This is a genomic window from Pseudoalteromonas tetraodonis (assembly GCF_002310835.1).
Lineage (GTDB): Bacteria > Pseudomonadota > Gammaproteobacteria > Enterobacterales > Alteromonadaceae > Pseudoalteromonas > Pseudoalteromonas tetraodonis.
Genome location: NZ_CP011041.1, coordinates 2,511,158 through 2,533,802, shown reverse-complemented (window position 1 = coordinate 2,533,802; position 22,645 = coordinate 2,511,158). Strand labels below are relative to the sequence as shown.

Annotated in this window: 22 protein-coding genes and 1 tRNA gene; 18 read left to right on the top strand and 5 right to left on the bottom strand. The window is 39.6% G+C overall.

From position 1 onward, the window contains the following. Positions 1–4 precede the first annotated feature (4 nt). On the top strand, positions 5–979 hold the full coding sequence (locus tag PTET_RS11880; RefSeq protein WP_013465623.1) for a prolyl hydroxylase family protein: 975 nt from the start codon (positions 5–7) through the stop codon (positions 977–979). Positions 980–992: 13 nt separating this feature from the next. Here PTET_RS11880 and mutH read toward each other — a convergent pair whose 3' ends face one another. After that, entirely contained in the window at positions 993–1,664 is a 672-nt protein-coding gene (gene mutH / locus PTET_RS11875) for a DNA mismatch repair endonuclease MutH (protein ID WP_096038676.1), read from the bottom strand. Positions 1,665–2,193: 529 nt separating this feature from the next. On the opposite strand from mutH, the gene rppH reads away from it, so the two are divergent. The 17 genes from rppH (at position 2,194) to PTET_RS11790 (ending at position 18,243) form a co-directional block, all read left to right on the top strand. Then, positions 2,194–2,712, top strand: coding sequence for an RNA pyrophosphohydrolase (rppH, locus tag PTET_RS11870; RefSeq protein WP_013465620.1), 519 nt, complete (start codon positions 2,194–2,196; stop codon positions 2,710–2,712). 23 nt (positions 2,713–2,735) lie between these two features. Further along, positions 2,736–5,000 (top strand): phosphoenolpyruvate--protein phosphotransferase, encoded by a 2,265-nt coding sequence (gene ptsP, locus PTET_RS11865; protein ID WP_096038675.1) that lies wholly within the window; start codon positions 2,736–2,738, stop codon positions 4,998–5,000. A 65-nt stretch (positions 5,001–5,065) separates the two neighbouring features. Further along, positions 5,066–5,875, top strand: a complete 810-nt coding sequence (locus PTET_RS11860; RefSeq protein ID WP_013465618.1) for a sulfite exporter TauE/SafE family protein — start codon at positions 5,066–5,068, stop codon at positions 5,873–5,875. A 12-nt stretch (positions 5,876–5,887) separates the two neighbouring features. Further along, on the top strand, positions 5,888–6,691 hold the full coding sequence (lgt, locus tag PTET_RS11855; RefSeq protein ID WP_064663050.1) for a prolipoprotein diacylglyceryl transferase: 804 nt from the start codon (positions 5,888–5,890) through the stop codon (positions 6,689–6,691). Positions 6,692–6,704: 13 nt separating this feature from the next. Further along, positions 6,705–7,556 carry a thymidylate synthase gene (locus tag PTET_RS11850; protein WP_096038674.1) on the top strand — a complete coding sequence of 284 codons (852 nt, stop codon included), beginning with the start codon at positions 6,705–6,707 and terminating at the stop codon, positions 7,554–7,556. A gap of 17 nt (positions 7,557–7,573) precedes the next feature. Next, positions 7,574–8,452 carry a UTP--glucose-1-phosphate uridylyltransferase GalU gene (galU, locus tag PTET_RS11845; protein WP_013465615.1) on the top strand — a complete coding sequence of 293 codons (879 nt, stop codon included), beginning with the start codon at positions 7,574–7,576 and terminating at the stop codon, positions 8,450–8,452. Between the two features lie 225 nt (positions 8,453–8,677). After that, positions 8,678–9,580 carry an SPOR domain-containing protein gene (locus tag PTET_RS11840; protein WP_096038673.1) on the top strand — a complete coding sequence of 301 codons (903 nt, stop codon included), beginning with the start codon at positions 8,678–8,680 and terminating at the stop codon, positions 9,578–9,580. A gap of 70 nt (positions 9,581–9,650) precedes the next feature. After that, positions 9,651–10,247, top strand: coding sequence for an SPOR domain-containing protein (locus PTET_RS11835; RefSeq protein ID WP_096038672.1), 597 nt, complete (start codon positions 9,651–9,653; stop codon positions 10,245–10,247). A gap of 137 nt (positions 10,248–10,384) precedes the next feature. Continuing rightward, a complete protein-coding gene (locus PTET_RS11830; protein ID WP_090495305.1) occupies positions 10,385–10,978 on the top strand; it encodes a hypothetical protein in 594 nt (197 codons plus the stop codon). 39 nt (positions 10,979–11,017) lie between these two features. Next, on the top strand, positions 11,018–11,467 hold the full coding sequence (locus PTET_RS11825; RefSeq protein WP_090495303.1) for a DUF4402 domain-containing protein: 450 nt from the start codon (positions 11,018–11,020) through the stop codon (positions 11,465–11,467). Continuing rightward, positions 11,424–12,311 carry a fimbrial biogenesis chaperone gene (locus tag PTET_RS11820; RefSeq protein ID WP_244186360.1) on the top strand — a complete coding sequence of 296 codons (888 nt, stop codon included), beginning with the start codon at positions 11,424–11,426 and terminating at the stop codon, positions 12,309–12,311. Before PTET_RS11825 ends, PTET_RS11820 begins: the two co-directional genes overlap by 44 nt. A gap of 62 nt (positions 12,312–12,373) precedes the next feature. Next, a complete protein-coding gene (locus PTET_RS11815; protein ID WP_147154702.1) occupies positions 12,374–15,376 on the top strand; it encodes a carboxypeptidase-like regulatory domain-containing protein in 3,003 nt (1,000 codons plus the stop codon). An 18-nt stretch (positions 15,377–15,394) separates the two neighbouring features. After that, positions 15,395–16,057, top strand: coding sequence for an SPOR domain-containing protein (locus PTET_RS11810; RefSeq protein WP_096038670.1), 663 nt, complete (start codon positions 15,395–15,397; stop codon positions 16,055–16,057). 67 nt (positions 16,058–16,124) lie between these two features. Next, positions 16,125–16,718, top strand: a complete 594-nt coding sequence (locus PTET_RS11805) for a FlgO family outer membrane protein (protein WP_013465607.1) — start codon at positions 16,125–16,127, stop codon at positions 16,716–16,718. A 12-nt stretch (positions 16,719–16,730) separates the two neighbouring features. Next, the gene (locus PTET_RS11800) at positions 16,731–17,408 is read left to right on the top strand and encodes a FlgO family outer membrane protein (protein WP_013465606.1); all 678 of its coding nucleotides are present in this window, start codon (positions 16,731–16,733) and stop codon (positions 17,406–17,408) included. Between the two features lie 8 nt (positions 17,409–17,416). Further along, the gene (locus PTET_RS11795) at positions 17,417–18,094 is read left to right on the top strand and encodes a FlgO family outer membrane protein (protein WP_096038669.1); all 678 of its coding nucleotides are present in this window, start codon (positions 17,417–17,419) and stop codon (positions 18,092–18,094) included. 74 nt (positions 18,095–18,168) lie between these two features. Beyond that, a tRNA-Arg gene (locus PTET_RS11790) sits at positions 18,169–18,243 on the top strand. Positions 18,244–18,778: 535 nt separating this feature from the next. Here the strand turns inward: PTET_RS11790 and PTET_RS11785 are convergent. The 4 genes from PTET_RS11785 to PTET_RS11770 form a co-directional block, all read right to left on the bottom strand. Beyond that, the gene (locus PTET_RS11785; RefSeq protein ID WP_157740499.1) at positions 18,779–18,955 is read right to left on the bottom strand and encodes a hypothetical protein; all 177 of its coding nucleotides are present in this window, start codon (positions 18,953–18,955) and stop codon (positions 18,779–18,781) included. A 330-nt stretch (positions 18,956–19,285) separates the two neighbouring features. Then, positions 19,286–20,218, bottom strand: coding sequence for a DHH family phosphoesterase (locus PTET_RS11780; RefSeq protein WP_096038667.1), 933 nt, complete (start codon positions 20,216–20,218; stop codon positions 19,286–19,288). A 133-nt stretch (positions 20,219–20,351) separates the two neighbouring features. Continuing rightward, positions 20,352–21,800, bottom strand: a complete 1,449-nt coding sequence (locus tag PTET_RS11775; RefSeq protein WP_096038666.1) for a dihydrolipoyl dehydrogenase — start codon at positions 21,798–21,800, stop codon at positions 20,352–20,354. 54 nt (positions 21,801–21,854) lie between these two features. Beyond that, positions 21,855–22,583: a glutathione peroxidase gene (locus PTET_RS11770; protein WP_008466566.1), complete on the bottom strand. Its 729-nt coding sequence runs from the start codon at positions 22,581–22,583 to the stop codon at positions 21,855–21,857. Between the last annotated feature and the right edge of the window lie 62 nt (positions 22,584–22,645).

Genomic DNA, 22,645 nt, shown 5'->3' with positions numbered 1-22,645 from the left:
GATTATGAAAAATAACTATGTTACTCACCTCATAAATGCCAAATATCATGGCACGCTTCCTCCAAAACAAGAAATAGTGTCTTTTGCGCTAACAGCTCCTGAATTTGTTCACTATTGGTTATGTCATGCGGTTTCATCATCAACTTCTTCTCAGGAGCTAGCCATTGTTTTATGCTTAGCTAAGTATCATAAAATTGAAGCTCTTAAGGTTTTATCTCACTTTTGGCCAATCCGAACTGCTGATCCGCAAGTAACAATTAACTTTGAAAAACATATATCGGGCCTTCCTAAGACTATACAGCAGGGTATTGAAACCGATTTAATAGGGTTGTGGAGTAGCTTAATTATGCCATTGAATATTCAATCCTCTGAACAATCATTACCTGTGACAACATTAGAAACGCAACTAACGAATGAATTAGCGCAGGAGATTATAAAGCTTGCTAATAATAATTTAAATTTAGCTGGGGTGTATGCTGAAAACTCTACAAGACAAAAAGTTATAGACATCAGAGACAATGAGCAGCTTATAACACAATTACCAGTCGATAATATTTTAATAGCTATATTACAGCGCATCATATGTTCAGACGACTATGCTGACTTAGCATATGCTGAGCCTATGATTATTTATCGTTATACTCAAGGTCAGCAATACAAATGGCACTATGATTTTATTACACCTTCAAATGAAAATGCTAAAAAAGAACTTAATTTTTTTGGTCAAAGACGGCGAACACGTATTATAAATTTAAATGACGGATTTGAAGGTGGAGAAACCGCCTTTAAAGACTGGAATGTAAGTGTTAAAGCCAAGCAAGGACAAGTAATTAAATTTAATAATATGATTGGTAATCAGGTAGATAAAAACTCAGTACATAGTGGAAAACCCGTATTATTAGGTGAAAAGTGGATTTGTACCCTTTGGATGCGAGAAAAACCTTTTTGGTTACGCGAATCTATTTGGTGCAAAAATTAATACCGACAAATAATTACAACTGAAACTGCTGTTTTAATATCTCTTTTGTAAAACTGGTTTTCAAATAAAAGCCACGGGGCAGGGTTTGTATAATTTGCCCGTTGGGGCCTATGGCATCGGTAACTACTTTGCTATTAGCTGCTTTTGGCCGTATTTGCATGGCGTCGCCTAAATGCCCTGATATTTCATCTACCCGACCAAGCGCTATAAGCTCCATTTGCTCTTCCCAGTCACGCTGTAATTGCGCATCTTGCGCGGGGGAGGGTTGCCACAAAAAGCCACTGCCTATGGTTCTATCAAACGGAGCAATATCGCGCTCACTTAAAATAGGTAGCCATAAAACATGATTCAACTTTTTACGTACGCTACTTGTGTGCCACGTCATACCGGTTACATTCATTAGCGGGGTGACCGACACAAAGGTGGTTTCTAGCGGCTTACCTTTATATGAAATAGGCAATGTTTTAAGCTCTATGCCTAAATCTTCAAAGTCGGGGAGCGGTTTTGAACCAGCCGTTGCGCCTAATACATACTCAATCAGTTGACCTGTCCAGCCTTTTTCACGCAATAAATCATCTGGCGTTTTAAAGTGGTACTGCTGTGCTAGTTGTCCAAGTGTAAGCCCTGCAATAGCGTTGACACGTTGCATTAATTGATTGATTGAATGAGGTTTTAAAGGTTGCATACTGTTTATTTTAGTTGAATAAATACCAACGCCATGATAGCAAATTAGCTTGTTAGTGGATATCTTTAGCGGTTGGTTGAATTTTGTTCGCACTGTGTGTGGTGCAATTTTATGCGCTGTTTTAAAACGCTAAATTTAACTAAGTAACTGAACTGCATTGTTTTTTTTGTTTTTAGTGTTCAGTTTTAATTAAGGTCTATAATTGTTGTAAGGATAAATACAGATGTATAAACATGTTTATCCACAGATTCTGTGGAGAACATCACCTTTTAGATCTTGTATTGTGGATTTGTTTGCTAAATGAGCGTGTTTTACAAAAGTTATGCACAAGCTGTGAGTAACCAGCACAAACAGTGTGGTTTTTATGTATTTATACATGGCAGTGTTGTTTGTTATTCACATGCAATGGATTTCGCTATTAATTTGCCTTAACCGAGGACGTTAACGGGGCTTGTACGTAATAGTATTTGCCGTATTGCAGCTAATGTGGAACAATCATAAAAAATCGACTTACAAATGAGGCACTAAGGTGATTGATGCCGAAGGTTTTCGTGCCAATGTCGGAATTGTAATTTGCAATAATCAGGGGCAAGTGTTTTGGGCCAGACGCTATGGTCAACATTCTTGGCAATTTCCCCAAGGCGGTGTTGATGATGGTGAAACACCAGAACAAACTATGTACCGTGAATTACACGAAGAAGTAGGTTTGCGACCAGAAGATGTAGAAATAGTTGCAAGCTCAAAACATTGGTTACGCTATAAATTACCCAAACGATTAATCCGCCGCGACTCAAGTCCGGTGTGTATTGGGCAAAAACAAAAATGGTTTTTACTGAAGTTACGCTGTAAAGATGAAGATGTAAATTTACTAAAAACGCACCATCCTGAATTTGATGATTGGCGGTGGGTGAGTTATTGGTATCCAGTAAGGCAGGTAGTATCGTTTAAACGGGATGTTTATCGACGTGTTATGAAAGAGTTTGCTCCTTTTGCTATGCCCTTCAATAAGCGAGAGCAACAAAAAGACAATTGGCGAAGCAAAAGGTAGTTTTACATAAAAAGGAGCAGTGTATGCTGGCAACACTCAGATCGATAGCTGAGTCTGTTTCGCAACAAGCGAATTTAGACGATGCGTTAGTGTGCTTTGTGAAAATGGTAAAAGATGCCATGAATACCCAGTGCTGCTCCATTTATTTTGCCGATTACAGTCAAGATAACTTTGTACTAATGGCCAGCGAAGGGTTAAACCCCGATGCGGTGGGTAAATTTAGAATTGGCTTTACTGAAGGACTTGTTGGGCTAGTTGCTCAGCGCGAAGAGGCGATTAACATTGCGTTTGCTAAATCGCATCCTCGCTTTAAACTCTCCCCAGAAGTGAACGAAGAAGGCTACAACGCCTTTTTGTCTGTGCCTGTTGTTCATCAAAAAAAGGTATTAGGCGTTATTGTTGTGCAACAGAAAATGGCTCGAGTATTTTCTCAAGATGAAGAGTCGTTTTTAATTACGCTCTCAGCGCAGTTAGCTTCACAGCTTGCGCATGCCGAAATAAAAGAAGTATTGCGCCAAGATGAGTCGTCTCATCAAACATCGGTTTTAAAAGGGGTGTCTAGTGCGCCAGGCATTAGTATTGGTAAAGCCTTTGTTGTTATTCCTAAACTTAATTTTAAGTCCATAGAGCTTACTAAAAATAGTGATGTGAATGAACAACGCCGTTTATTCACGCAAGCGGTTGCTGCAACGCGCAAAGAATTTAGCACTTTATCGATGACATTAAGCGATACCATACCGCAAGAGGCGTTGGCGGTGTTTGATGTGTATCAGCAATTATTGGATGCTAAAAGTTTAGGTCATAATGTAGAGGCACAATTACAAGAAGGATGGTGTGCTAAAAGTGCATTAAAAATTGTGATTGAACGTTTAGTTGCACAGTTTAATGAAATGCAAGACCCTTATATTAAAGAGCGTGCGGTTGATGTTAAAGACATTGGCTTACGGGTGCTTCATCACTTAGTGAACACAGAGCATGCAATAAAAGACTACCCTGAAAACACAATCCTCATCGCTCATACATTAACTCCTGCGATGTTGGCCGAAGTGCCAAATGAGCGTTTAGCAGGTGTGGTAAGCATTAATGGTTCAGCTAATAGCCATGCCTCTATTTTAACGCGAGCAATGGGGGTGCCTGCAATTTGGGGTATTGAAGATTTACCGTTATTGCAGTTTGATAACAAAGAAATGATTTTAGATGCTTTTGCTGGGCGTTTATATATTTCGCCTTCGCAAATGCTTATTGATGAGTATACCGAGTTACAACATCAAGATAACTTACTCAATAATCGTTTTTTAGAAGAGCAATCACTGCCTGCAATTACCATGGACGGGGAGCATATTAGTTTATTGCTCAACGCTGGGCTTGAACTTAATACGCAACAAAATAGTGCCCATATTTGTGATGGTGTTGGTCTTTACAGAACCGAAGCGTGGTTTATGCAAAAAGGGCAGTTTCCATCGCAGCAAGAACAAGAAAAATGGTATCGAGAAGTACTCAGTAGCTATTATCCTAACCCCGTAGTTATGCGAACGTTAGATATTGGTGGCGACAAAGTTTTAGATTATTTTAATATTACCGAAGAAAACCCGTTTTTAGGATGGCGTGGTATTAGAATTAGCCTAGATCATCCCGAGCTTTTTTTAGATCAGCTCAAAGCCATGCTTAAAGCCAATATTGGCTTAGGTAATTTAAAAATAATGCTGCCTATGATCAGTGGCACTGATGAAGTTGAAGAGTCGCTGGCATTGTATAACCAAGCCTATTATGAGTTAAGCGAAACATTTCCTGAGCAACTAATAGAAAAGCCAGATATTGGCATTATGCTTGAGGTACCTTCAAGTGTATTTATGCTGCCAGAGTGGTCTAGAAAAGTCGATTTTTGCTCAGTGGGTAGTAACGATTTAACTCAGTATTTATTAGCGGTAGATAGAGCAAATGCCCGTGTGGCCGATTTATTCAATCCTTATCATCCAGCTGTGTTACGTGTATTAAATAATATTGCCAGCGAATGTGAGCACTATGAATTGCCCTTTAGTTTATGTGGTGAGCTTGGCGGCGATCCCGAGGGAGCAATATTACTTATTGCCATGGGCTATAGACGTTTAAGTATGAACTTATCGTCGTTAAATAAAGTGAAATGGGTGCTTAGGCGCTTAAATGTTAGTGACATGGAACAATTACTGAGCGAGTGTTTAGCACAGCCCAATGCTAAACAAGTGTTGCGTTTAACCCGTAATTTTATGATAGAGCATCAGCTAGGTAATTTATTTTATACACCTAAATGATAGAGCTGTTATTGTTTATATAATCAATTAAAATATACATATTCTTAAATGTATTAGAGATAACTATGTATGAACTAGGACTTCTAGTTGCAAGTTGTGCGTTATTAGGTTGCATTGTTGGTTTTTTAGCAGGACTTCTAGGCATAGGCGGTGGTTTAATCATTGTGCCGGTGCTAACGAGCTTGTTACTGGGTTTTAATGTGGCCGCTGCCGATCATGTATTAGTTATCGCTATTGCGACATCTTTAGCCTCTATTTTATTTACCTCGACTTCTTCAGCGTTAGCTCATCATAAAAATGATAATGTGCCTTGGAAAATTGCCCCTTGGGTAATGTCGGGTGTGGCCATTGGCGCCTTGATTAGCGGCTTTGCTGCCAGCTTTATACCTGAGAAAATGTTACGAACCGTGTTCGCAGTGAGTGTGGTTTTTATTGCTATGAGAATGGTGCTTTCTGCCCGTAATAAAGTGAGCGTAGGTCACCCGATGCCTGCAGGCCCCGTGCTAGGAAGTATTAGTGCGATAATGGGGGCACTATCTGGGTTGATTGGGATTGGCGGTGGCGCATTACTTGTGCCTATGTTGCACTATTTTTCGGTTGATATTAAAAAGGCAATTGGTTGCGCTGCTGCATGTGGTATTGTAATTGCCTTTTTTGGCTCTATTGGTTATGTCAGCGCCGGTTGGCAAGTAACTGACTTAGCGCATGGTTTTATGGGATTTGTTTATTTACCTGCATTGTTAGGGATTGTTGTTACCTCATGGTTTATAGCGCCAATAGGCGCCAAAGCAACGCATTACTTACCTGTGAATACAATTAAGAAAGTTTTCGCGATGTTACTTGTTATCATCGCTATTAAAATGGTTTTTAGCTAAAGGTTTATTTTTATGGCACTGGAGTTTCCTCAAATTGATCCAATAATTTTTTCTATTGGGCCACTTAGCGTTCGTTGGTATGGATTAATGTACTTAATTGGTTTTGCGTTTGCGATGTGGTTTGCGAATCGCCAAGCTAGTAAGTCCGGTTCAGGTTGGACTAAAGACGAAGTCAGCGATTTACTCTTTTACGGCATGCTGGGCGTTATATTAGGTGGGCGTATTGGTTATGTTCTGTTTTATCAATTTAGCTATTTTATCGAAAACCCCTTATATTTGTTTAGAATAGATCAAGGTGGCATGTCGTTTCATGGTGGGACACTGGGGGTGATCACTGCAATTGCTATTTTTGCTTACAAGCGTAAAAAATCGTTATTACAAGTCGGTGATTTTGTAGCACCTTTAGTGCCTGTTGGTTTACTGGCTGGGCGTATAGGTAACTTTATTAATGGCGAATTATGGGGGCGTACCACTGATGTTCCGTGGGCAATGGTGTTTCCAACTGGAGGCCCGCTTGCACGCCACCCTTCACAACTTTACGAAGCTTTTTTTGAAGGGCTTGTATTGTTTGTCATATTATTGTGGTTTATTAAGCGTCCACGTCCTGCGGGAAGTGTGTCGGGTTTGTTTTTACTGGGTTACGGCGTATTTAGATTTTGTATTGAATATTTTCGCCAACCAGATGCGCAATTGGGGTTATTTGCCGACTTTATCTCTATGGGGCAAATTCTATCGTTACCAATGATAATTGGCGGGTTAGGCTTACTTATTTGGGCCTATAAACAACCACAATCAAAAACAGCGGCAAAAGCTTAAAAGAAGAAGTTAGATGAAACAATATTTAGAATTATGTCAGCGCATTGTTGACCAAGGAAAATGGGTTGAAAACAAGCGTACCGGTACACGTTGTTTAACGGTTATAAACGCTGATTTAGAATACGATGTGGCTAATAATCAGTTCCCAATGATCACCACGAGAAAAAGCTATTACAAAGCGGCTATTGCTGAATTATTAGGTTATTTAAGAGGCTATGACAGTGCTGAGCAGTTTCGCAATATAGGTTGTAAAACCTGGGATGCTAACGCCAATGAAAATAGTGCCTGGCTCAATAATCCTAATCGTAAAGGTGAGGATGATATGGGGCGCGTTTATGGCGTGCAAGGACGAGGCTGGCAACGCCCTGATGGTTCAACACTGGATCAACTTGCAAAGGTCATCAATAATTTAAAAAATGGCATTGATGATCGCGGCGAAATTATTACCTTTTACAACCCAGGTGAGTTTGAGCTTGGCTGCTTGCGCCCATGCATGCATACGCATACCTTTTCATTACTAGGCGATACCCTGTATTTAACCTCGTACCAACGAAGTTGTGATGTACCGTTAGGGCTAAACTTTAATCAAATTCAATGTTTTGTTTTATTGGCACTGGTTGCACAAATTACTGGCCACAAAGCAGGTAAGGCATATCATAAAATCACCAATGCCCACATTTACGAAAATCAGCTAGATTTAATGCGAGATGTGCAATTAAAGCGCGAGCCATTTGCTTCTCCTCAATTAAAAATTAACCCAGAGATTAAGTCGCTCGAAGATATAGAAACATGGGTAACACGTGATGATTTTGAGGTGGTTGGTTATCAATGCCACGAGGCTATTCAATACCCATTTTCAGTTTAAAAAATAAGGAGAGCATAATGAAAGCAGTGATCCCCGTAGCCGGCCTTGGAACACGTATGTTACCGGCAACTAAAGCAATTCCAAAAGAAATGCTGCCCGTTGTAGACCGTCCACTCATTCAATACGTTGTTAGCGAAGCGGTTGCCGCTGGTATCAAAGAGATAGTGCTAGTAACGCATTCGAGTAAAAACTCGATTGAAAACCATTTTGATACCAGCTTTGAACTAGAGGCAACGTTAGAGAAACGTGTAAAGCGGCAATTACTTGCCGAAATACAGTCTATTTGCCCTAAAGATGTGACCATTATTCATGTACGTCAAGGTGAAGCAAAAGGCCTAGGTCATGCTATTAACTGTGCCGCTCCTATTATTGGCAATGAACCTTTTGTGGTTATTTTACCCGACGTTATTATTGATGATGTAGAAAGTGACCTAACAAAAGACAACTTAGCTGAAATGATTACTCGCTTTGAGCAAACTAAACACAGTCAAATTATGGTTGAGCCAGTCCCTAAAGATGACGTAGATAAATTTGGTGTTGTGGATTTAGGTGATGTTGAGTTAAACCAAGGTGAAAGCTCACCCATTCAAAGCATGGTAGAAAAACCACCCGTTGACGAGGCACCTTCAAACCTTGCTGTGGTTGGTCGTTACGTGTTGAGTAAAAATATTTGGCCATTACTGGCTAAAACCCCTCAAGGTGCTGGTGATGAAATTCAGCTAACAGATGCAATAGCCATGCTTATGCAAGATGAAAAAGTAGATGCCTACGCAATGAAAGGCCGAAGCCATGATTGTGGCAGTAAAATTGGTTATTTAAAAGCAACCATTGAATTTGCTCTTCGTCGTGATGAATTCGCCGGTGAGCTTAAAACGTTTATTAAAACGTTAATTTAAATAAACTTATCATTATTAGAAGCGCCTATATGGCGCTTTTTTTGATTGTAAAATAGCTTTTTTAGTATTTTAAATTATCACTATTTTTGCAGTTATACAGACATATTTAACATTGTGTTGTAATCTTTATGTTAACCCAAGTTGTTTTGTTGTTAACGTGCTTTATTGATTCAATTGAAAATTGACTTAATTGAGCGGTCTAAACTATTGAAAGAGAAACAATCAATGTGTGAATACAGCAAAAAGTATCACCGATATCTGTTAGTCGTATTACTGTTGTTATTAAGTACTGGTTGTACGATATCGCCTGATAAAACATCATTAAATGAACAAGTTAAAGATTCACCTGAATATGTAACTATCACTGCACTTGAGCTTGCTCAACTAAAAGATGCCGCCTTGCAATGGCAGCAAGCACGCTCTGGCATAGAGCGGCTATTAAAGTTAGAACGTGAGCTCACATATTTAGTTGATAACCTGGATATTATTAACAGTAAAGCAATAGCGCAATCTAATCAGGCTGTTAGCAATCGTTATGCTCGCTCAGTAATAAACACAAAGGCGCCGCCAAATCTTAGGTATGGTAATAATTACGCAAGCACCTCAGATAAAGTTGAACGACCAAGGCAAAGGTATAGTAATCGCTACGCAAAATCCTCTAAAGGGGACGCTCCATACAATCAGCGACACAGTAGTCGCTATGCTAGCGTGCCTACAAAAATGATTACAGCCCCTTCAAAAAGCTACAGTAAGCGCGCTGTTAGTTTGCCTGTGAAAGCAACGAACTCAATCGTGAAGAAAAAAGTATTCCCTCAAACATCGAAGCTAACAAAAGTGGCAATGGTTGATACCAACAAAAAAGTATTTGCATTGCAGGTTGCGTCACTCGATTCACAAGAGAGTGTTGCTAAAGAATGGAAGCAAATTAACAAAAAAGCAGCGCCTTTGTTTAAGGACAAAATCACGACAAATATTGAAAAAGCAAAGGTTAATAACAAAACCTATTATCGACTAAAATTAGGTGAGTATTTTAACTTTAAAAGTGCAGAGGATGATTGCGAAGTATTTAAATTTTATAAAGTTGACTGTTTTGTGAGTAACTACACTGACGGACCAATCAGGTTATAAAACAGTATTACTTGGCGCTTTTATTGCATAATAGCTTTAGATAGCTAGTCTTTTGTAATGGGTGCCTAAAGTGAAACTTCATTTAATAACATTATTAATACCATTTGCATTAGCTGGTTGCAGCAACCAGCTAATGCCCTCAGATTCACAAAGCGACAAGCTTGTGCGTGAAAAAGATATAAAACCTTACCTAGAGCAATGGGATAACAACAAAGAGCAAATAGCGCGCTTAAGCACCATGGAAGAAGACTTATCGTTATTGATTCAAGCTCTTTCTGCTCAAACAGATATTGATACCGTACCAGAGCCGATGAAAGAGAAGGTAAAACGTGTTGAATATGGCTCTAAGCAACCTTTACAACCCTCATCAGAAACCGCTTTAGCTGATAATACTACCAGTACAAACGAAGGGATTTACGGTGTGCAAATTGGTCGCTATTTAATTTCTAATGGGGCCAAAAGGCAAGTGGAGCGGCTAAAAGAGCAATACCCTCAATTAAACAGTATTTTGCAATACCGCATTAATGAGCAACAAAAAGAATCAAGTACCTTTTATAGTGTTGTAGCAGGCCCGCTAAAAAATCAACAACAGGCGGCGCAGTTGTGTTTGTTTTTTTATAAGATGGGTAATAAATGTACCTTAGCGGCATTTTCAGAGGATGTTTAAGGTTTTTTTCGCTTATTTTTGCATCCTGTTATTATAAATCAAAATAAAGTAAATATTTTTCTAACTTTTTAGTGATTTTGGCCGATACTTAAATTAACCTGAACAAAAGGTTAACAACTTATATCTAAGGGAAAACTATGAACAAAATATTTACTAAAGCAGCGTTGGCTGCATCAGTATCGTTATTCGCTTTTAATGCAACTGCTTTAGAAAGTGCAGATGTCCAAGCAAGCGTAACTGTGCAAAATGCATTTACCTTTACCAATGATGCTGGTTTAAACTTTGGTACTATTCGCGCGACTGCAGATCCTGCTGGTACCACAACTGCTACAATCGTTATGCCTGCAAATCCTGGTGCAGATCCAGTGGCTACAGATGGAACTAACGCGTCAATTGCTGAATTAGTTCGTGGAGAACGAGCATTATTTTCTGTCTCAGGTGTTGCTCCTTTTGGAACTCTAACTCTTGACTCTTCAGGAATAACTGGCAATGTTAATGCGGTTACTGCGCCTCCAGGTACTCCTAAATTTACGATAGGTACACCTACCTTTTGGTTATTAACCGGTGGTGCGGGTACTGGTGCTTTATTCACGACTACTCTTCAAGTTGACGCAACCGGAGCAGCTACTTTTAACATGGGTGCTACGCTAACCACAGATGCCGCTGTAACTACAAGTGCTTATATTGATGGTGAGTACAGAGGTACATTTGCATTAACACTCGATTATTAATAGGTGTCTACCTGCCTTATTAAATAGGCAGGTATTTTTATGAATAAACATATATTATTTGCATGTATTTTTTATTGCGCTAATAGTTTAGCTCAAGTAACCGTTCTTGAGCCTCTTAATTTTGGGACTATAGTCATTCCTGACAATACAAGCATCAGGTCAATAACACTCCTCCCTAACGGTGGAAGTACCAGCAACAGTATTTATTTAATGCAAAGTGGTCATCCTGCAGAGTTATTACTTGAAGGTTTAGGTGCTGGCGTTCAAATAAGCTTTAGCGATGCGGGTGTGTTTACTGCGTTGTCTCGTGTAAATGGCGGCAATGCATTTACGCTATCAAATATTAGCTATTCCAATACTGTTGTTACTACAAACGCCTATGGTATGGCGACTGTAAAAATAGGTGGTCAGTTAAACACGAGTGGAAATGGCCAACCTTATTTAGATGATAGATACAGTACAACAATTGAAATTACTATTGCTTACTAAGAGAATTACAACAATGAATTTATGGAAATCTTTTATTTTCAGTGTGTGTTTTACTTCATTATTTTATAGCTTTTATACACACGCTAACTTACTTATATCACCTACACGAATTGCATTCGATGAACGTCAACGAGTTGCTCAGGTCGTTGTTATTAACAATAGTAAAGAATATAAAACTTATCGTCTTGCCTGGGAAGAAAAAATAGCTAAACCTGCAGGTGGATATACAAGGTTAGAAGAGGGTATAGCTCACCCAACTGCACTGAGCAATATGGTGCGTATGAGCCCATCGCAAGTGCGCTTAGCACCAGGAGAAAGGCAAATAGTAAAATTAGTGCTAAGAAGGCCACAAAACTTAGCAGAGCAGGAGTATCGCTCTCACTTATTGTTTCAAGCCCTACCAAATGAAAACAAAAAAGCCACACAGGCAATAGGCATTAAAATTGATCTTATTTTGAGTTATTCGATTCCTGTACTTTTGCGCCAAGGGTCAAAATTACCGGAGGTTGACATAAAAAGCATTGCACTAAGTAATGACCAAGGAAAAAAATCATTACATGTTTCAATGCAAAGAAAAGGTGAGTACAGTACCTTCGGTAATATTGAAGCTTTTTACAAAGCAAACAACAGCGATAAAGAAGTAAAAGTGGCGATGGTTGGTAGCTTAAGTATTTATCCTGAGGTGTTGCAGCCAGAACTCACGCTCAATTTTTTTGAAAACAACGCAATTACAGGGCCAGGTAAATTACGAATAGTTTATACAGGGCTAAAAGAATATCGCAATACAATATTTGCAGAAAAAACAGTGTCTATTAATACAAACTCAGTAGGATTACTAAACTGACCTTACTTACTCGCTCCGTTTTTTACGCAAGCCTAATACCTTTATGGATATTGGGCTTTAGTGTGTTTGCTGCGCAGCAAAATAATGAGGCTGTTTACAACACGCTTTTTAATATTGAAAAAAAATGGCAAAGCTTAAGGGAAAAGCAAGGTAATTCTGATACAACAAAAGATATTTCATCGGACAAAATTGTTGTAATTGATGCTTTTAACGATACCAGTGGTTCGTTAAGTAATACATCATCAGCAACAACAGACCAAAACCTCATAGGCATTCCTGTTGGTGAGCTACTGTTTTTTTCAACTTACTTGGATAAATATTACTTAGGCGAGATAATTGCGATTAAAAATGAAAATGGTGCATGGATTGAACTAAGTAGTTTATTTGAGTTACTTAATTTTGCTGTTAATGTTGATCGCGATTCGTTAATGGCACAAGGGTGGTATATTTCGCCGAATAACATTTTTAATTTAAATATTAATAATAAAACTGTGCAGTTAAGCACAGAAAAACAGCGCCTTAATGAATCCGATTACTATATAGATGCCGGTGATATATTTATAGATATAGAAGTGTTAAACCGCTGGTTTGGATTAGGAATGATTGCTAATTATAGCTCCTTAAAATTAGGTTTATCACCAACTGTAACCCTCCCCATAGAAAAAAAACTACAGCGGCAACAGCGTACCTTATACACAAGTTCACCCGATAAAACGCCCACACTACCGTGGAAACCAAGTCCTTATCAAGCAATGTCGTCACCTGTGGCTGATGTACAACTAAGCTACACAGCAACAAATAATGACAACACATTAAACTATGCCATATTAGGTTCGCAAGATTTGGCCTACTTTAACAGCGAATACTATTTAGCCGGTAGCAATGGCGATTTATTAAAAGATTCACGGCTTTCATTTAACCGGGAAAACGCTGAAGGTAATTTACTTGGCCCACTCAACGCGACAAGTATTGAGTTTGGTGATGTACTTGCAACACAAATTGGCACTCGCTTTAAAAGCAATTATGCGCGCGGCGTTAAAGTAAATAATAAACCGCTTTACAAAGAAATAAACAGCAATCAAATAACTTTAACGGGAGCAGTGCAAGCTGGTTGGGATGTAGAGTTATATCGAAATAATATTTTGATCGATCAGCAGCTTAGCTTACCTGATGGGCGCTATCTATTTGAAAATGTTGACTTATTATTTGGTGCTAACACTTTTGAGCTCATATTTTATGGCCCACAAGGAGAGGTGGAGCGTAAAGTTGAAGAATACCTCATTGATGGTAATAGCTTAGAAAGGGGAGATGGTTTTTATGAACTATCACTTACTCAGCAAGGAGAGCAGTTATTAAATTCTGGCAATACCATAGCAGGTGAAGAAGGTTGGCTTTTATCAGGGCGCTACGAAAAAGGCATAACTGATTACTTCTCTGTTTATACGGGAGTTTCTGCACTAAAAAGTGATGATGCAGAAAACCTAACTAACTATGCATTTGGCTCTAACTTAAGTGTACTCAACAAAGTGCTCATTAATTTAGATTATGAACAAAATACCCTTGAAGAAAAAGAATTAAAGCTTTCTACGCGCTCTGAAATTTTAGGACAGTCAGTAAGGTTCAGCCTCCGCAAAGCCTCTGAACTACAAGGCCAAGTTCAGCAAAATAATAATGTATTTAATGACACAGAAAATTACGAATTGTTTTTTTCAGGTAACTTAATGGAAAATAGTTATGGTCGATTAAGTTATCAAAACACCGCGAGTTACATCAATAGCGATGTTAGAGATAGCATAGTGAGGTTTGGTAATATTTTAAATTATACCGCTGGCGGATATGCATTTAATAATAATCTACAATGGAGCGACAACAATCTTTTTTCTGGCACTAGTCGTTTACAAAAACGCTTTGGGCGTTTGGGAACGCGTTTTAACATCAACTATTCTTTAGAGCCGACTAGCGAAATTACCAGCTATGAAACCGAGTTTAGCCGCTCACTTACATCAAATTTACAAGCAGAGCTAAAGCTTACGCATGCATTACAAACTGAGATTAAGTTTGCTGAGCTAGGACTAAACTGGCAAACAGATTTATTTAGTTTAAATAGCAAGGTTAATTACGACACTAATGACAATTGGCGCATTGGCTTATTTGGACGCTTTAGCTTAGGGTTTAACAGTAAAAATAATGACTACTTTATAAACAGGCGCAGCTTAGTGCAGTCGGGTTCGCTAATAGTGCATGTTTACCTTGATGAAAATAATAATGGTATTTATGACGATGGTGAGCAAAATTTAGAAGGCGTAAAAGTTAAAGGGCTACAAAACTATCGAAGAGCTGTTACTGATAAAAACGGCATGGCTTTATTATCGGGTATGTCGGCTAACTTAACCACCGACATAGTGATTGAGCCTGGCACTATTAACGATCCTTTTTTAGTTGCCGCCAACGATGGCTTTTCAATTACACCGCGTGCCGGTTTTGTTGAATATATGGAAATACCGCTTAATCACAGTAGTGAATTGGAGGGAACTGTTTACAAACGAGATGAGCAAGGCAGCAGTGAAGTGCAGCCTTTTGCTACCGTTAAATTACTCGATAAACAAGGTAAGCAAGTGGCGCAAACTCAAGCTGCCTATGATGGCTATTATTTGTTTACCGATTTACGCCCTGGCGAATATAAAGCGGTTATAGATGATGAGTTTAAGCAACGTAAGTCCTTAAAAGATACGCAACAAGTAATGGTGAATTTACCAGCGCAAGGTGAAGTAGTAATGGGCGTTGACTTTGAACTGAAAGAAAAAACACAAACGCCAGCGTATATTGCCAATGCGGGTGGGTTTTCATCATTGCCGATTATGAAAGCGTATTATCAATTAATTAAACGTCATTTAAATGAGCAATCAAAGCGTGATGCTTTTTATATTAAAGACGATAAACAAAAACGGTATATTTTAGCCGTCGCTTATGCCGAGTCTGCCCAAGGAGAGCTTGAACAAGTATGCGCAGAATTAAAAGTGAAAGGCTTGAACTGCCAAGTCCAAGCGCAACTTATTAGCCACTAATAACAATAAGGTTTAACCATGCAACATGCTAATTTATATAAACGCTATTCAATACTCATCGCCTGTATTGGTGCTCTTTTTATATCTGGATGCAGCAGTCCCAAAACAACAGTAGAGTCGCCTCAGCCTAAACAAGCCAGTGCAAGCCTTTCTGATGAGGAGTTAGCGCAGCTAAAAGCATCGTCTCAACAGTGGCAAGCAGCCAAAGCAGGTGTTGAGCGTCTATTAGTTATTGAACAAGACTTAAAGCTATTAATAAGCCAATTAAATGCGGTGGCAAATCAAGACACCGCATCAACAAATACGCCTGTAGTACCAACAGCTAAAGCTTCAGCTGAAACGGTATCACCAAAAGTAGCACAAAAAGCTCAAATGGCAACGAATGCAGCAGCTGATGAAAAACAAGCCGTTAAAGCGCTGTTTGCCCTCCAAGTTGCAGCCGTTACCGACAAAGACCGACTTAGCCAAAGTTTAAATGAAATAAAAGCCAGCGCATCTTCGTTATTTGAGGGGGAATTTGTGGCGAATGTAGAAACTATCAACGTGAGTGGCATAACTTACTACCGTTTAAAGCTTGGGGCTTATCAGGAACAAGCGAATGCGGCTGCTGATTGCGATAAACTTAAACAGCGCCAAATCAACTGCATTGTGAGTCATTACACCCAGCAGCCTTTAAAATAAATATGTGACAAGGGTATTCGGCATAATAATTGCTTTGTTGTTATTATGTTTTTAGAGGATGGCAACTATGCGCCTTTTGTTACCCTTACTATTATTAAATTTAGCGGGCTGTAGTTTAACACCTCAGCCAAAGCCGAGTATAAGCACTGATGCGCCTAAAGCGGTTATGGCACCTTATACGGTGAACCAGTACGTAAGTAGCTTAAGTGCCCAGCTTAGCCATATTAAAGAGCCTTTTAAAAGCACTGCTTCAATTGCGGTCAGTAGCTTTTATTTAGCAGATGCCCTAGATTCTCACGTTGCTCAAGGGCAGGGGGCAGGGCTTAGCCAGCAGATTCAGGAAAGCTTAATAACCCAGTTCACCCAATTAGGTTATAACACGGTTGAATATCGGCTTGAAAACCAACTTAACTTATCAGCGAGTGCAGACTCAGTACTTAGCCGCAATACTGGCAACTTAAAGCAGCGTCAGATTATTGACTTTGTCATCACCGGTACTTTAACTCGCCAAGAGCATGCTTATATTGTTAATGCACGAATGGTAAATATGCAAACCAACCAAGTTGTATCTGCCGGCAGTACTGAAATTCCCATCAATGTGATGTGGAGCAATGAAAAAATACAGCAGCGCGGTGACTATATTTACCGCAGTGAATATTAATTAGGAGCACACATGAAACGCCTACTATTAACTTTATGTTTGCCACTAGGCTTTGGTTGTTCACAAATGACAAACCATAGTGACACACAAATTACCGACGATGCGCCTATGTTTTTTGAGCAACGCCCTGTAGCCGCACCTACACAAAGCGACTCGCTGTATCAAAATAAAACAGCAGTGATGAATAAAAACAAACAAGTTAACACGCCAACACGTAAAAATATTAATCATTATGTGCGTGGCATCATGCAAGACATGGCTGAAAATTTACAGTACGTAAATACTAAAACGCCATTAGCGGTATCAAGCTTTGTTTTTTTAGACCGTGACTACAACAATGCTGACTTAGTGGGTAACCAAATAGCAGAGAGCTTTATGCATGAGCTGCATAATTTTGGTGTACCGGTAATCGATTTTAAAACCACCGATTATATGCGTGTAACACCTGGCGGCGATTTTGTTTTTAGTCGCGACTACTTAGAGCTTAACCAAGAACAAAATTTTAGTTACGTATTAGCCGGCACGCTAGTAAACCACCAAGGTGGCATACTAGTAAACGCACGTATTGTTGGTTTAGCGAGTAAAGCGGTTGTAGGCTCTGCACAGGGCTTTATTCCGCAATCAGTGATCGACGCGTTAAATAGCAGTAACAGTGCTGATGGCATCATGCTAAAACAAGCGAGTAAGTGAGGTTTATCATGGCTAACTTAGCTAAGCGCTCAGCTTTAATTAGCATAAGTGCATTATCATTATTACTTTCAGGCTGTAATTTACTTGGTGAATCTAGCATGGCCGAACCCGCCAAATCTGAGCCAGAGCAAACAGTGGTAAGTGATCTTGATTTTAACCAGATCATGGCGCAAATGCAGCGCAATGACGAGCAAGAGCAATATGCTGATACAACGCAATTTAATCCAAACAAGCACCACAAAAGCTTAGTTAATTACGTTGAGCAAATGGCACTTGATTTAACCGACACCATGCAAGTAGCCCCTCAAGATGCAGCGATTGCGGTTACGTCGTTCGTTGATTTAGACGCAAGTTTAACTACAGCAAGCCAGTTAGGTAATCAGTTATCAGAAACCTTTATACATCAGCTACAAAAGTTTGGTTATAGCGCCGTTGATTTTAAAACAGCCAATTTAATTACCGTAAATAAGCAAGGCGATTTTGCCTTTACACGAAACACTCGCAAACTTGCTGGTACCAGTATAGCCAGCCATGTATTGTCAGGCACCCTTATTTATAGAGAGGACGGGGTAGAAATAAACGCACGCGTTATTGATATTCAAAGCAAACGTTTAGCAGCCAGCAGCCGAACATTTATACCGCTTTACGTATTAAATAAAGAAGATATATATTTATCAAGCAATTAACTTAATTTGATGCTTGATATAAAAAACCAGATGCCGTTATAATTTCCAAACACCTAGTACTTAGCACCCAGCGTGGCCTCTTAGTTAAATGGATATAACGGCCCCCTCCTAAGGGGCAGTTGCAGGTTCGATTCCTGCAGGGGCTACCAATTAAATCAATGGGTTATTTTTTCTCTCTATTCCTATCCCAACTCTATGTAGTATATTTGTAGCAATGTCAGCTATGTGCCATGTGCGGATGAAAAGTGAATTTGAAAGCCTGTTGGGTGGCGCCTTCGGCTTAACCAACCTACATTTTGACGTAGGTCGGATAAGTGGCGGAGCCACGCCATCCGACAAAAATGATGAATCTACCAGAAACAACTGCTTTACACTGTAAGTTAAACCACTCTATAACGACTATCGGCTGAGTGCCAACAGTTTAGATTGGTAACGCCCATAATCATGGGCTAAAAATGGTTGACTAAAATAAGCGAGGCAGGAGCAAAAGCCAACAGTTTTTAGTCCTGACTTATTCGCTTGTTATGTTTCAGTTGCTTGATGAGTAATTAGTATTTTTTCTATATCCTCAATAGCTTTATATTGTTTGTCGAGAACTTCATCTAAAGCGTTTTCCATACCAATTCTAGATAGGTTTTCTATCTCGATAGTGCCATCATTTAACGCAACTCTAATTGATTCTGCTTAAGATTTATATTCTGAAACTAGAATAGCTAGAGCAGACAACTTAGCATTTGTTTTTTCAAACGCTAATTGTTTTTCTGATAGTTTACGAGTTCGTACTATTGCCATAAAAGAAACACATACTGCAATTAAAGCAATTAAAGCAATTGAAGTGCTTATTATTTCATATTGACTCACAAACTCTCCTTGAAACATAACAGCTTTATCAGAGAACACTTCCCCTACTTTAGCGCGAAAACATCCTTATTTTATGAACTTGTATTAATAGCAAATAGTGTAAGCTATTGCCAGCTATAAATATTATGCCTTATGTAACTTATATAAACATGTAAAAATAGGAAAGTTTCCTCCTATTCTTACTAAGTTAATGATGACTCACCCGAATGACTATATTTCTCTCAAAGAAGCCCTCCATTAAATTTTTCATAATAAAAAAGCGAGCTATCAATTAGCCCGCTTTATAAAATACTTTGCCGAACCCCGAACCCCGAACCTCGTGGCTATAACTCAGCCATCACTGGTAATCGTAGCAATCAGCTCACTCAATACTTCTTCGGCTTTGTCAGTGTCTACTTGGCAAGTACCGGCATTTAAATGGCCGCCGCCGCCGTATTTAAGGCATAACTCGCCAACATTAGTATTTGAGCTGCGGTTGGTGATTGATTTACCAATGGCGTACACCACGTTTTGCTTTTTAAGCCCCCACATTTTATGAATTGAAATATTACACTCGGGGAACATGGCGTAAATAACAAAGCGGTTAGTGGCGTAAATGGTTTCTTCTTCGGTTAAATTGAGTACCACTAAGTTGTCGTGTATTGATGAACAGCGGTCTATTTGCTCTTTAGCTTGTGCGTTGTGCTCGTGGTATAACGCAACACGCTCGGCAACATCTTCCATTGCTAGTATTTGTTCTATGCTGTGATCTTTACAGGCGTCAATTAACTTCATCATTAACTGGTAATTAGAAATTTTGAATTCACGAAAACGGCCAAGTCCTGTGCGCGCATCCATAATAAAGTTCATCAGTACCCAGTCTGTTGGGTTTAAAATTTCGTCTTTTGAAAATTGTGCAGAATCCCCTTTATCGACCGCTTCCATCATGTCAGTTGAAATATTAGGGAATTTCTCTGCACCGCCATAATAGTCGTATACAACGCGTGCTGCAGAGGGCGCATCTGGGTCAATAATGTGGTTTTTTATATCGCTTGCGTTACGAACGGTTTCACTCAAGTGATGATCAAATGCAATATGACAACCGGCAACATAGGGGAGGTTAGTGGTAATGTCGTTGCTGGTAATGGCTATTTTACCGTCTTGCATGTCTTTTGGATGCACAAATAAAATATCGTCGATTAAATCTAAATCTTTTAGTAATACGGCACACACTAGGCCGTCAAAATCGCTTCGAGTGACAAGTCTATATTTATTATTGCTCATTTTCGGTCCATTTTTGTTTGTTTATTAATCTGAGTGTAGCAGTTTAAACTCCATTTTATATACCAGTTTTTAACATAAAAAAAGCCAAAACAATGGTTTTGGCTTTGAGTAGCAAGTGTGTATTAGTGATGTGTTATGCGCCTGGGCCACATTCCATACAATGGTTAAGAATGTCTGGGCCAAATTTTAATTTAGCGTTTAAATCACGCAGTGCAGTGCGTAGACCTTCTTCAATAACAGGGTGATAAAAAGGCATATCTAGCATTTGTGGTACAGTCATTTTGTTTTGTACAGCCCATGCAAGTAAGTGTGCTATGTGCTCTGCTTGTGGGCCAATAAATTCAGCACCTAAAAATAAGCCGGTACCGTGCTCGGCATACACACGCATGTGCCCTTTGTTTTTTAGCATAACGCGGCTACGGCCTTGGTTTTCAAAGCTGACTTCGCCTATTTCAAAGCAGTCACAGCTTCCTAATCGTTCGCTAATTTCTTTAAAGCTTTCACCAACCATGGCTATTTGTGGGTCGCTAAACACAGCGGCAATTTTAGCTCTACGTAAACCAGCACGCACTTGAGGATAACGGCCTGCGTTTTGCCCTGCGATTGTTCCTTGATCAGATGCTTCGTGAAGCAGTGGGATCATGTTACTGGCATCACCGGCTATAAATATGTGTGAGTCGCCACATTGCATAGTATGGGCATCGGCCGTTGGTACGCCACGTTCATCGAGGTCTATGCCGGTGTTTTCTAACCCTAGTTTATCTGTGTTTGGTACTCGCCCTGTTGCAGCCAGCACGTAGTCAAATTGTTCAGTGTGTTTAATGCCTTGTTTGTTGGTGTAGGTGAGCTCTGCTTTATTACCAACTTTTTTCATGTCGGATACGTTTGAGTCGGTATCAACATAAAATTCTTCTGCAAATACGGTATTAGCGTAATCTTTAACTACTGGGTCGGTTAATGGACCTATGGCACCACCTACACCAAATAGTTTTACCTTTACACCCAATCTGTGTAACGCTTGGCCAATTTCAAGGCCTATAACACCTGGGCCAAATACGGCTACTGATTCTGGTAAATCATCCCAGTCGAATACATCGTCATTTATAATCAGTCGGTCGCCAAAGTTATTAAATACGCCTGGGTAAGAAGGGCGTGAACCCGTTGCAATTACAAAGCGTTTGGCAGTTATAATGGTGTGGTCGTCTATTTGTACGCGGTTGGCGTCTAAAAATTGTGCATAGCCACGAATTTTATCTTCGCTAGGTATTTCATCTACCGCTTCTACTACGAATCCTGCAAAGCGATCGCGCTCACTTTTTACTCGTGCCATAACGGCTTTACCGTCAATAACCGGTTTTGAGCTGTGAACACCAAAGGCAGAGGCCATTTCTATTGAATGGGCGGCTTCTGCTGCGGCAATCAATAATTTACTTGGCATGCAACCAACACGTGCGCAGGTTGTACCGTATGGGCCAGATTCAATCATAAGTACGTTTTGAGTAAATTGTTTAGCATTACGATAGGCACTTAAACCAGCGGTACCTGCACCTATAACAACAACGTCGGTTTGCAATTCTTTCATAGTGTTTATCCTTTAGTAAACAGGGGCGTTGCAGCCCCTGTTTTATTTACTTAATTAAGCAAAGTATTTTTCTAGGTCGTCTGAGCCACCAATGTGCTTACCGCCAATAAATACTTGTGGTACGGTTTCACGGCCCGATACCGCTTTAAGGCTGGTAAGTGATGCGCCAGCGCCCATTACGATTTCTTCAAATGCAAAGCCTTTAGCTGTAAGTAGCTCTTTTGCTTTTTTACAGAAAGGACAGCCAGGCTTAGTAAATAGAGTAACTGCTTCTGGTTTTACTTGAGTTGGGTTGATGTAATCAAGCATAGTGTCAGCGTCTGATACTTCAAATGGGTCGCCTGGTAAATCTGGCTCAATAAACATTTTCTCTACTACGCCATCTTTAACCAGCATAGAGTATCTCCAGCTGCGCTTGCCAAAACCTAAATCGTTTTTATCAACTAACATGCCCATGCCGTCGGTAAATTCACCGTTACCATCTGGTAGTAAGGTAATGTTTTGCGCTTCTTGATGTTCAGCCCATGCGTTCATTACAAACGTATCGTTTACTGATACACAAACAATGTCATCAACGCCATTTTGCTTAAGTACGCCAGCTAGTTCGTTATAGCGTGGTAAGTGCGTTGATGAACACGTAGGTGTAAATGCACCTGGTAGTGAAAATACAACAACCGTTTTACCTTTAAAAATGTCGTCTGTAGTCACTGATTTCCATTCGTCGTTTTGACGCGTTGCGAATGTTACGTTTGGGATTGTTTGACCTTCAATATTGTTTAACATGTTTTTTAGTTCCTCTTGATTTGTTGATAGCCATTATGGCGAGTATTTAAATATAGTTCCAA

Excerpts from the sequence above, each read along its gene's own strand:
- PTET_RS11880 (WP_013465623.1), top strand. The coding sequence starts at position 5 with ATGAAAAATAACTATGTTACTCACCTCATAAATGCCAAATATCATGGC.
- mutH (WP_096038676.1), bottom strand. The coding sequence starts at position 1,664 with ATGCAACCTTTAAAACCTCATTCAATCAATCAATTAATGCAACGTGTC.
- ptsP (WP_096038675.1), top strand. The coding sequence starts at position 2,736 with ATGCTGGCAACACTCAGATCGATAGCTGAGTCTGTTTCGCAACAAGCG.
- PTET_RS11860 (WP_013465618.1), top strand. The coding sequence starts at position 5,066 with ATGTATGAACTAGGACTTCTAGTTGCAAGTTGTGCGTTATTAGGTTGC.
- lgt (WP_064663050.1), top strand. The coding sequence starts at position 5,888 with ATGGCACTGGAGTTTCCTCAAATTGATCCAATAATTTTTTCTATTGGG.
- PTET_RS11850 (WP_096038674.1), top strand. The coding sequence starts at position 6,705 with ATGAAACAATATTTAGAATTATGTCAGCGCATTGTTGACCAAGGAAAA.
- galU (WP_013465615.1), top strand. The coding sequence starts at position 7,574 with ATGAAAGCAGTGATCCCCGTAGCCGGCCTTGGAACACGTATGTTACCG.
- PTET_RS11840 (WP_096038673.1), top strand. The coding sequence starts at position 8,678 with ATGTGTGAATACAGCAAAAAGTATCACCGATATCTGTTAGTCGTATTA.
- PTET_RS11830 (WP_090495305.1), top strand. The coding sequence starts at position 10,385 with ATGAACAAAATATTTACTAAAGCAGCGTTGGCTGCATCAGTATCGTTA.
- PTET_RS11825 (WP_090495303.1), top strand. The coding sequence starts at position 11,018 with ATGAATAAACATATATTATTTGCATGTATTTTTTATTGCGCTAATAGT.
- PTET_RS11820 (WP_244186360.1), top strand. The coding sequence starts at position 11,424 with ATGATAGATACAGTACAACAATTGAAATTACTATTGCTTACTAAGAGA.
- PTET_RS11810 (WP_096038670.1), top strand. The coding sequence starts at position 15,395 with ATGCAACATGCTAATTTATATAAACGCTATTCAATACTCATCGCCTGT.
- PTET_RS11805 (WP_013465607.1), top strand. The coding sequence starts at position 16,125 with ATGCGCCTTTTGTTACCCTTACTATTATTAAATTTAGCGGGCTGTAGT.
- PTET_RS11800 (WP_013465606.1), top strand. The coding sequence starts at position 16,731 with ATGAAACGCCTACTATTAACTTTATGTTTGCCACTAGGCTTTGGTTGT.
- PTET_RS11795 (WP_096038669.1), top strand. The coding sequence starts at position 17,417 with ATGGCTAACTTAGCTAAGCGCTCAGCTTTAATTAGCATAAGTGCATTA.
- PTET_RS11780 (WP_096038667.1), bottom strand. The coding sequence starts at position 20,218 with ATGAGCAATAATAAATATAGACTTGTCACTCGAAGCGATTTTGACGGC.
- PTET_RS11775 (WP_096038666.1), bottom strand. The coding sequence starts at position 21,800 with ATGAAAGAATTGCAAACCGACGTTGTTGTTATAGGTGCAGGTACCGCT.
- PTET_RS11770 (WP_008466566.1), bottom strand. The coding sequence starts at position 22,583 with ATGTTAAACAATATTGAAGGTCAAACAATCCCAAACGTAACATTCGCA.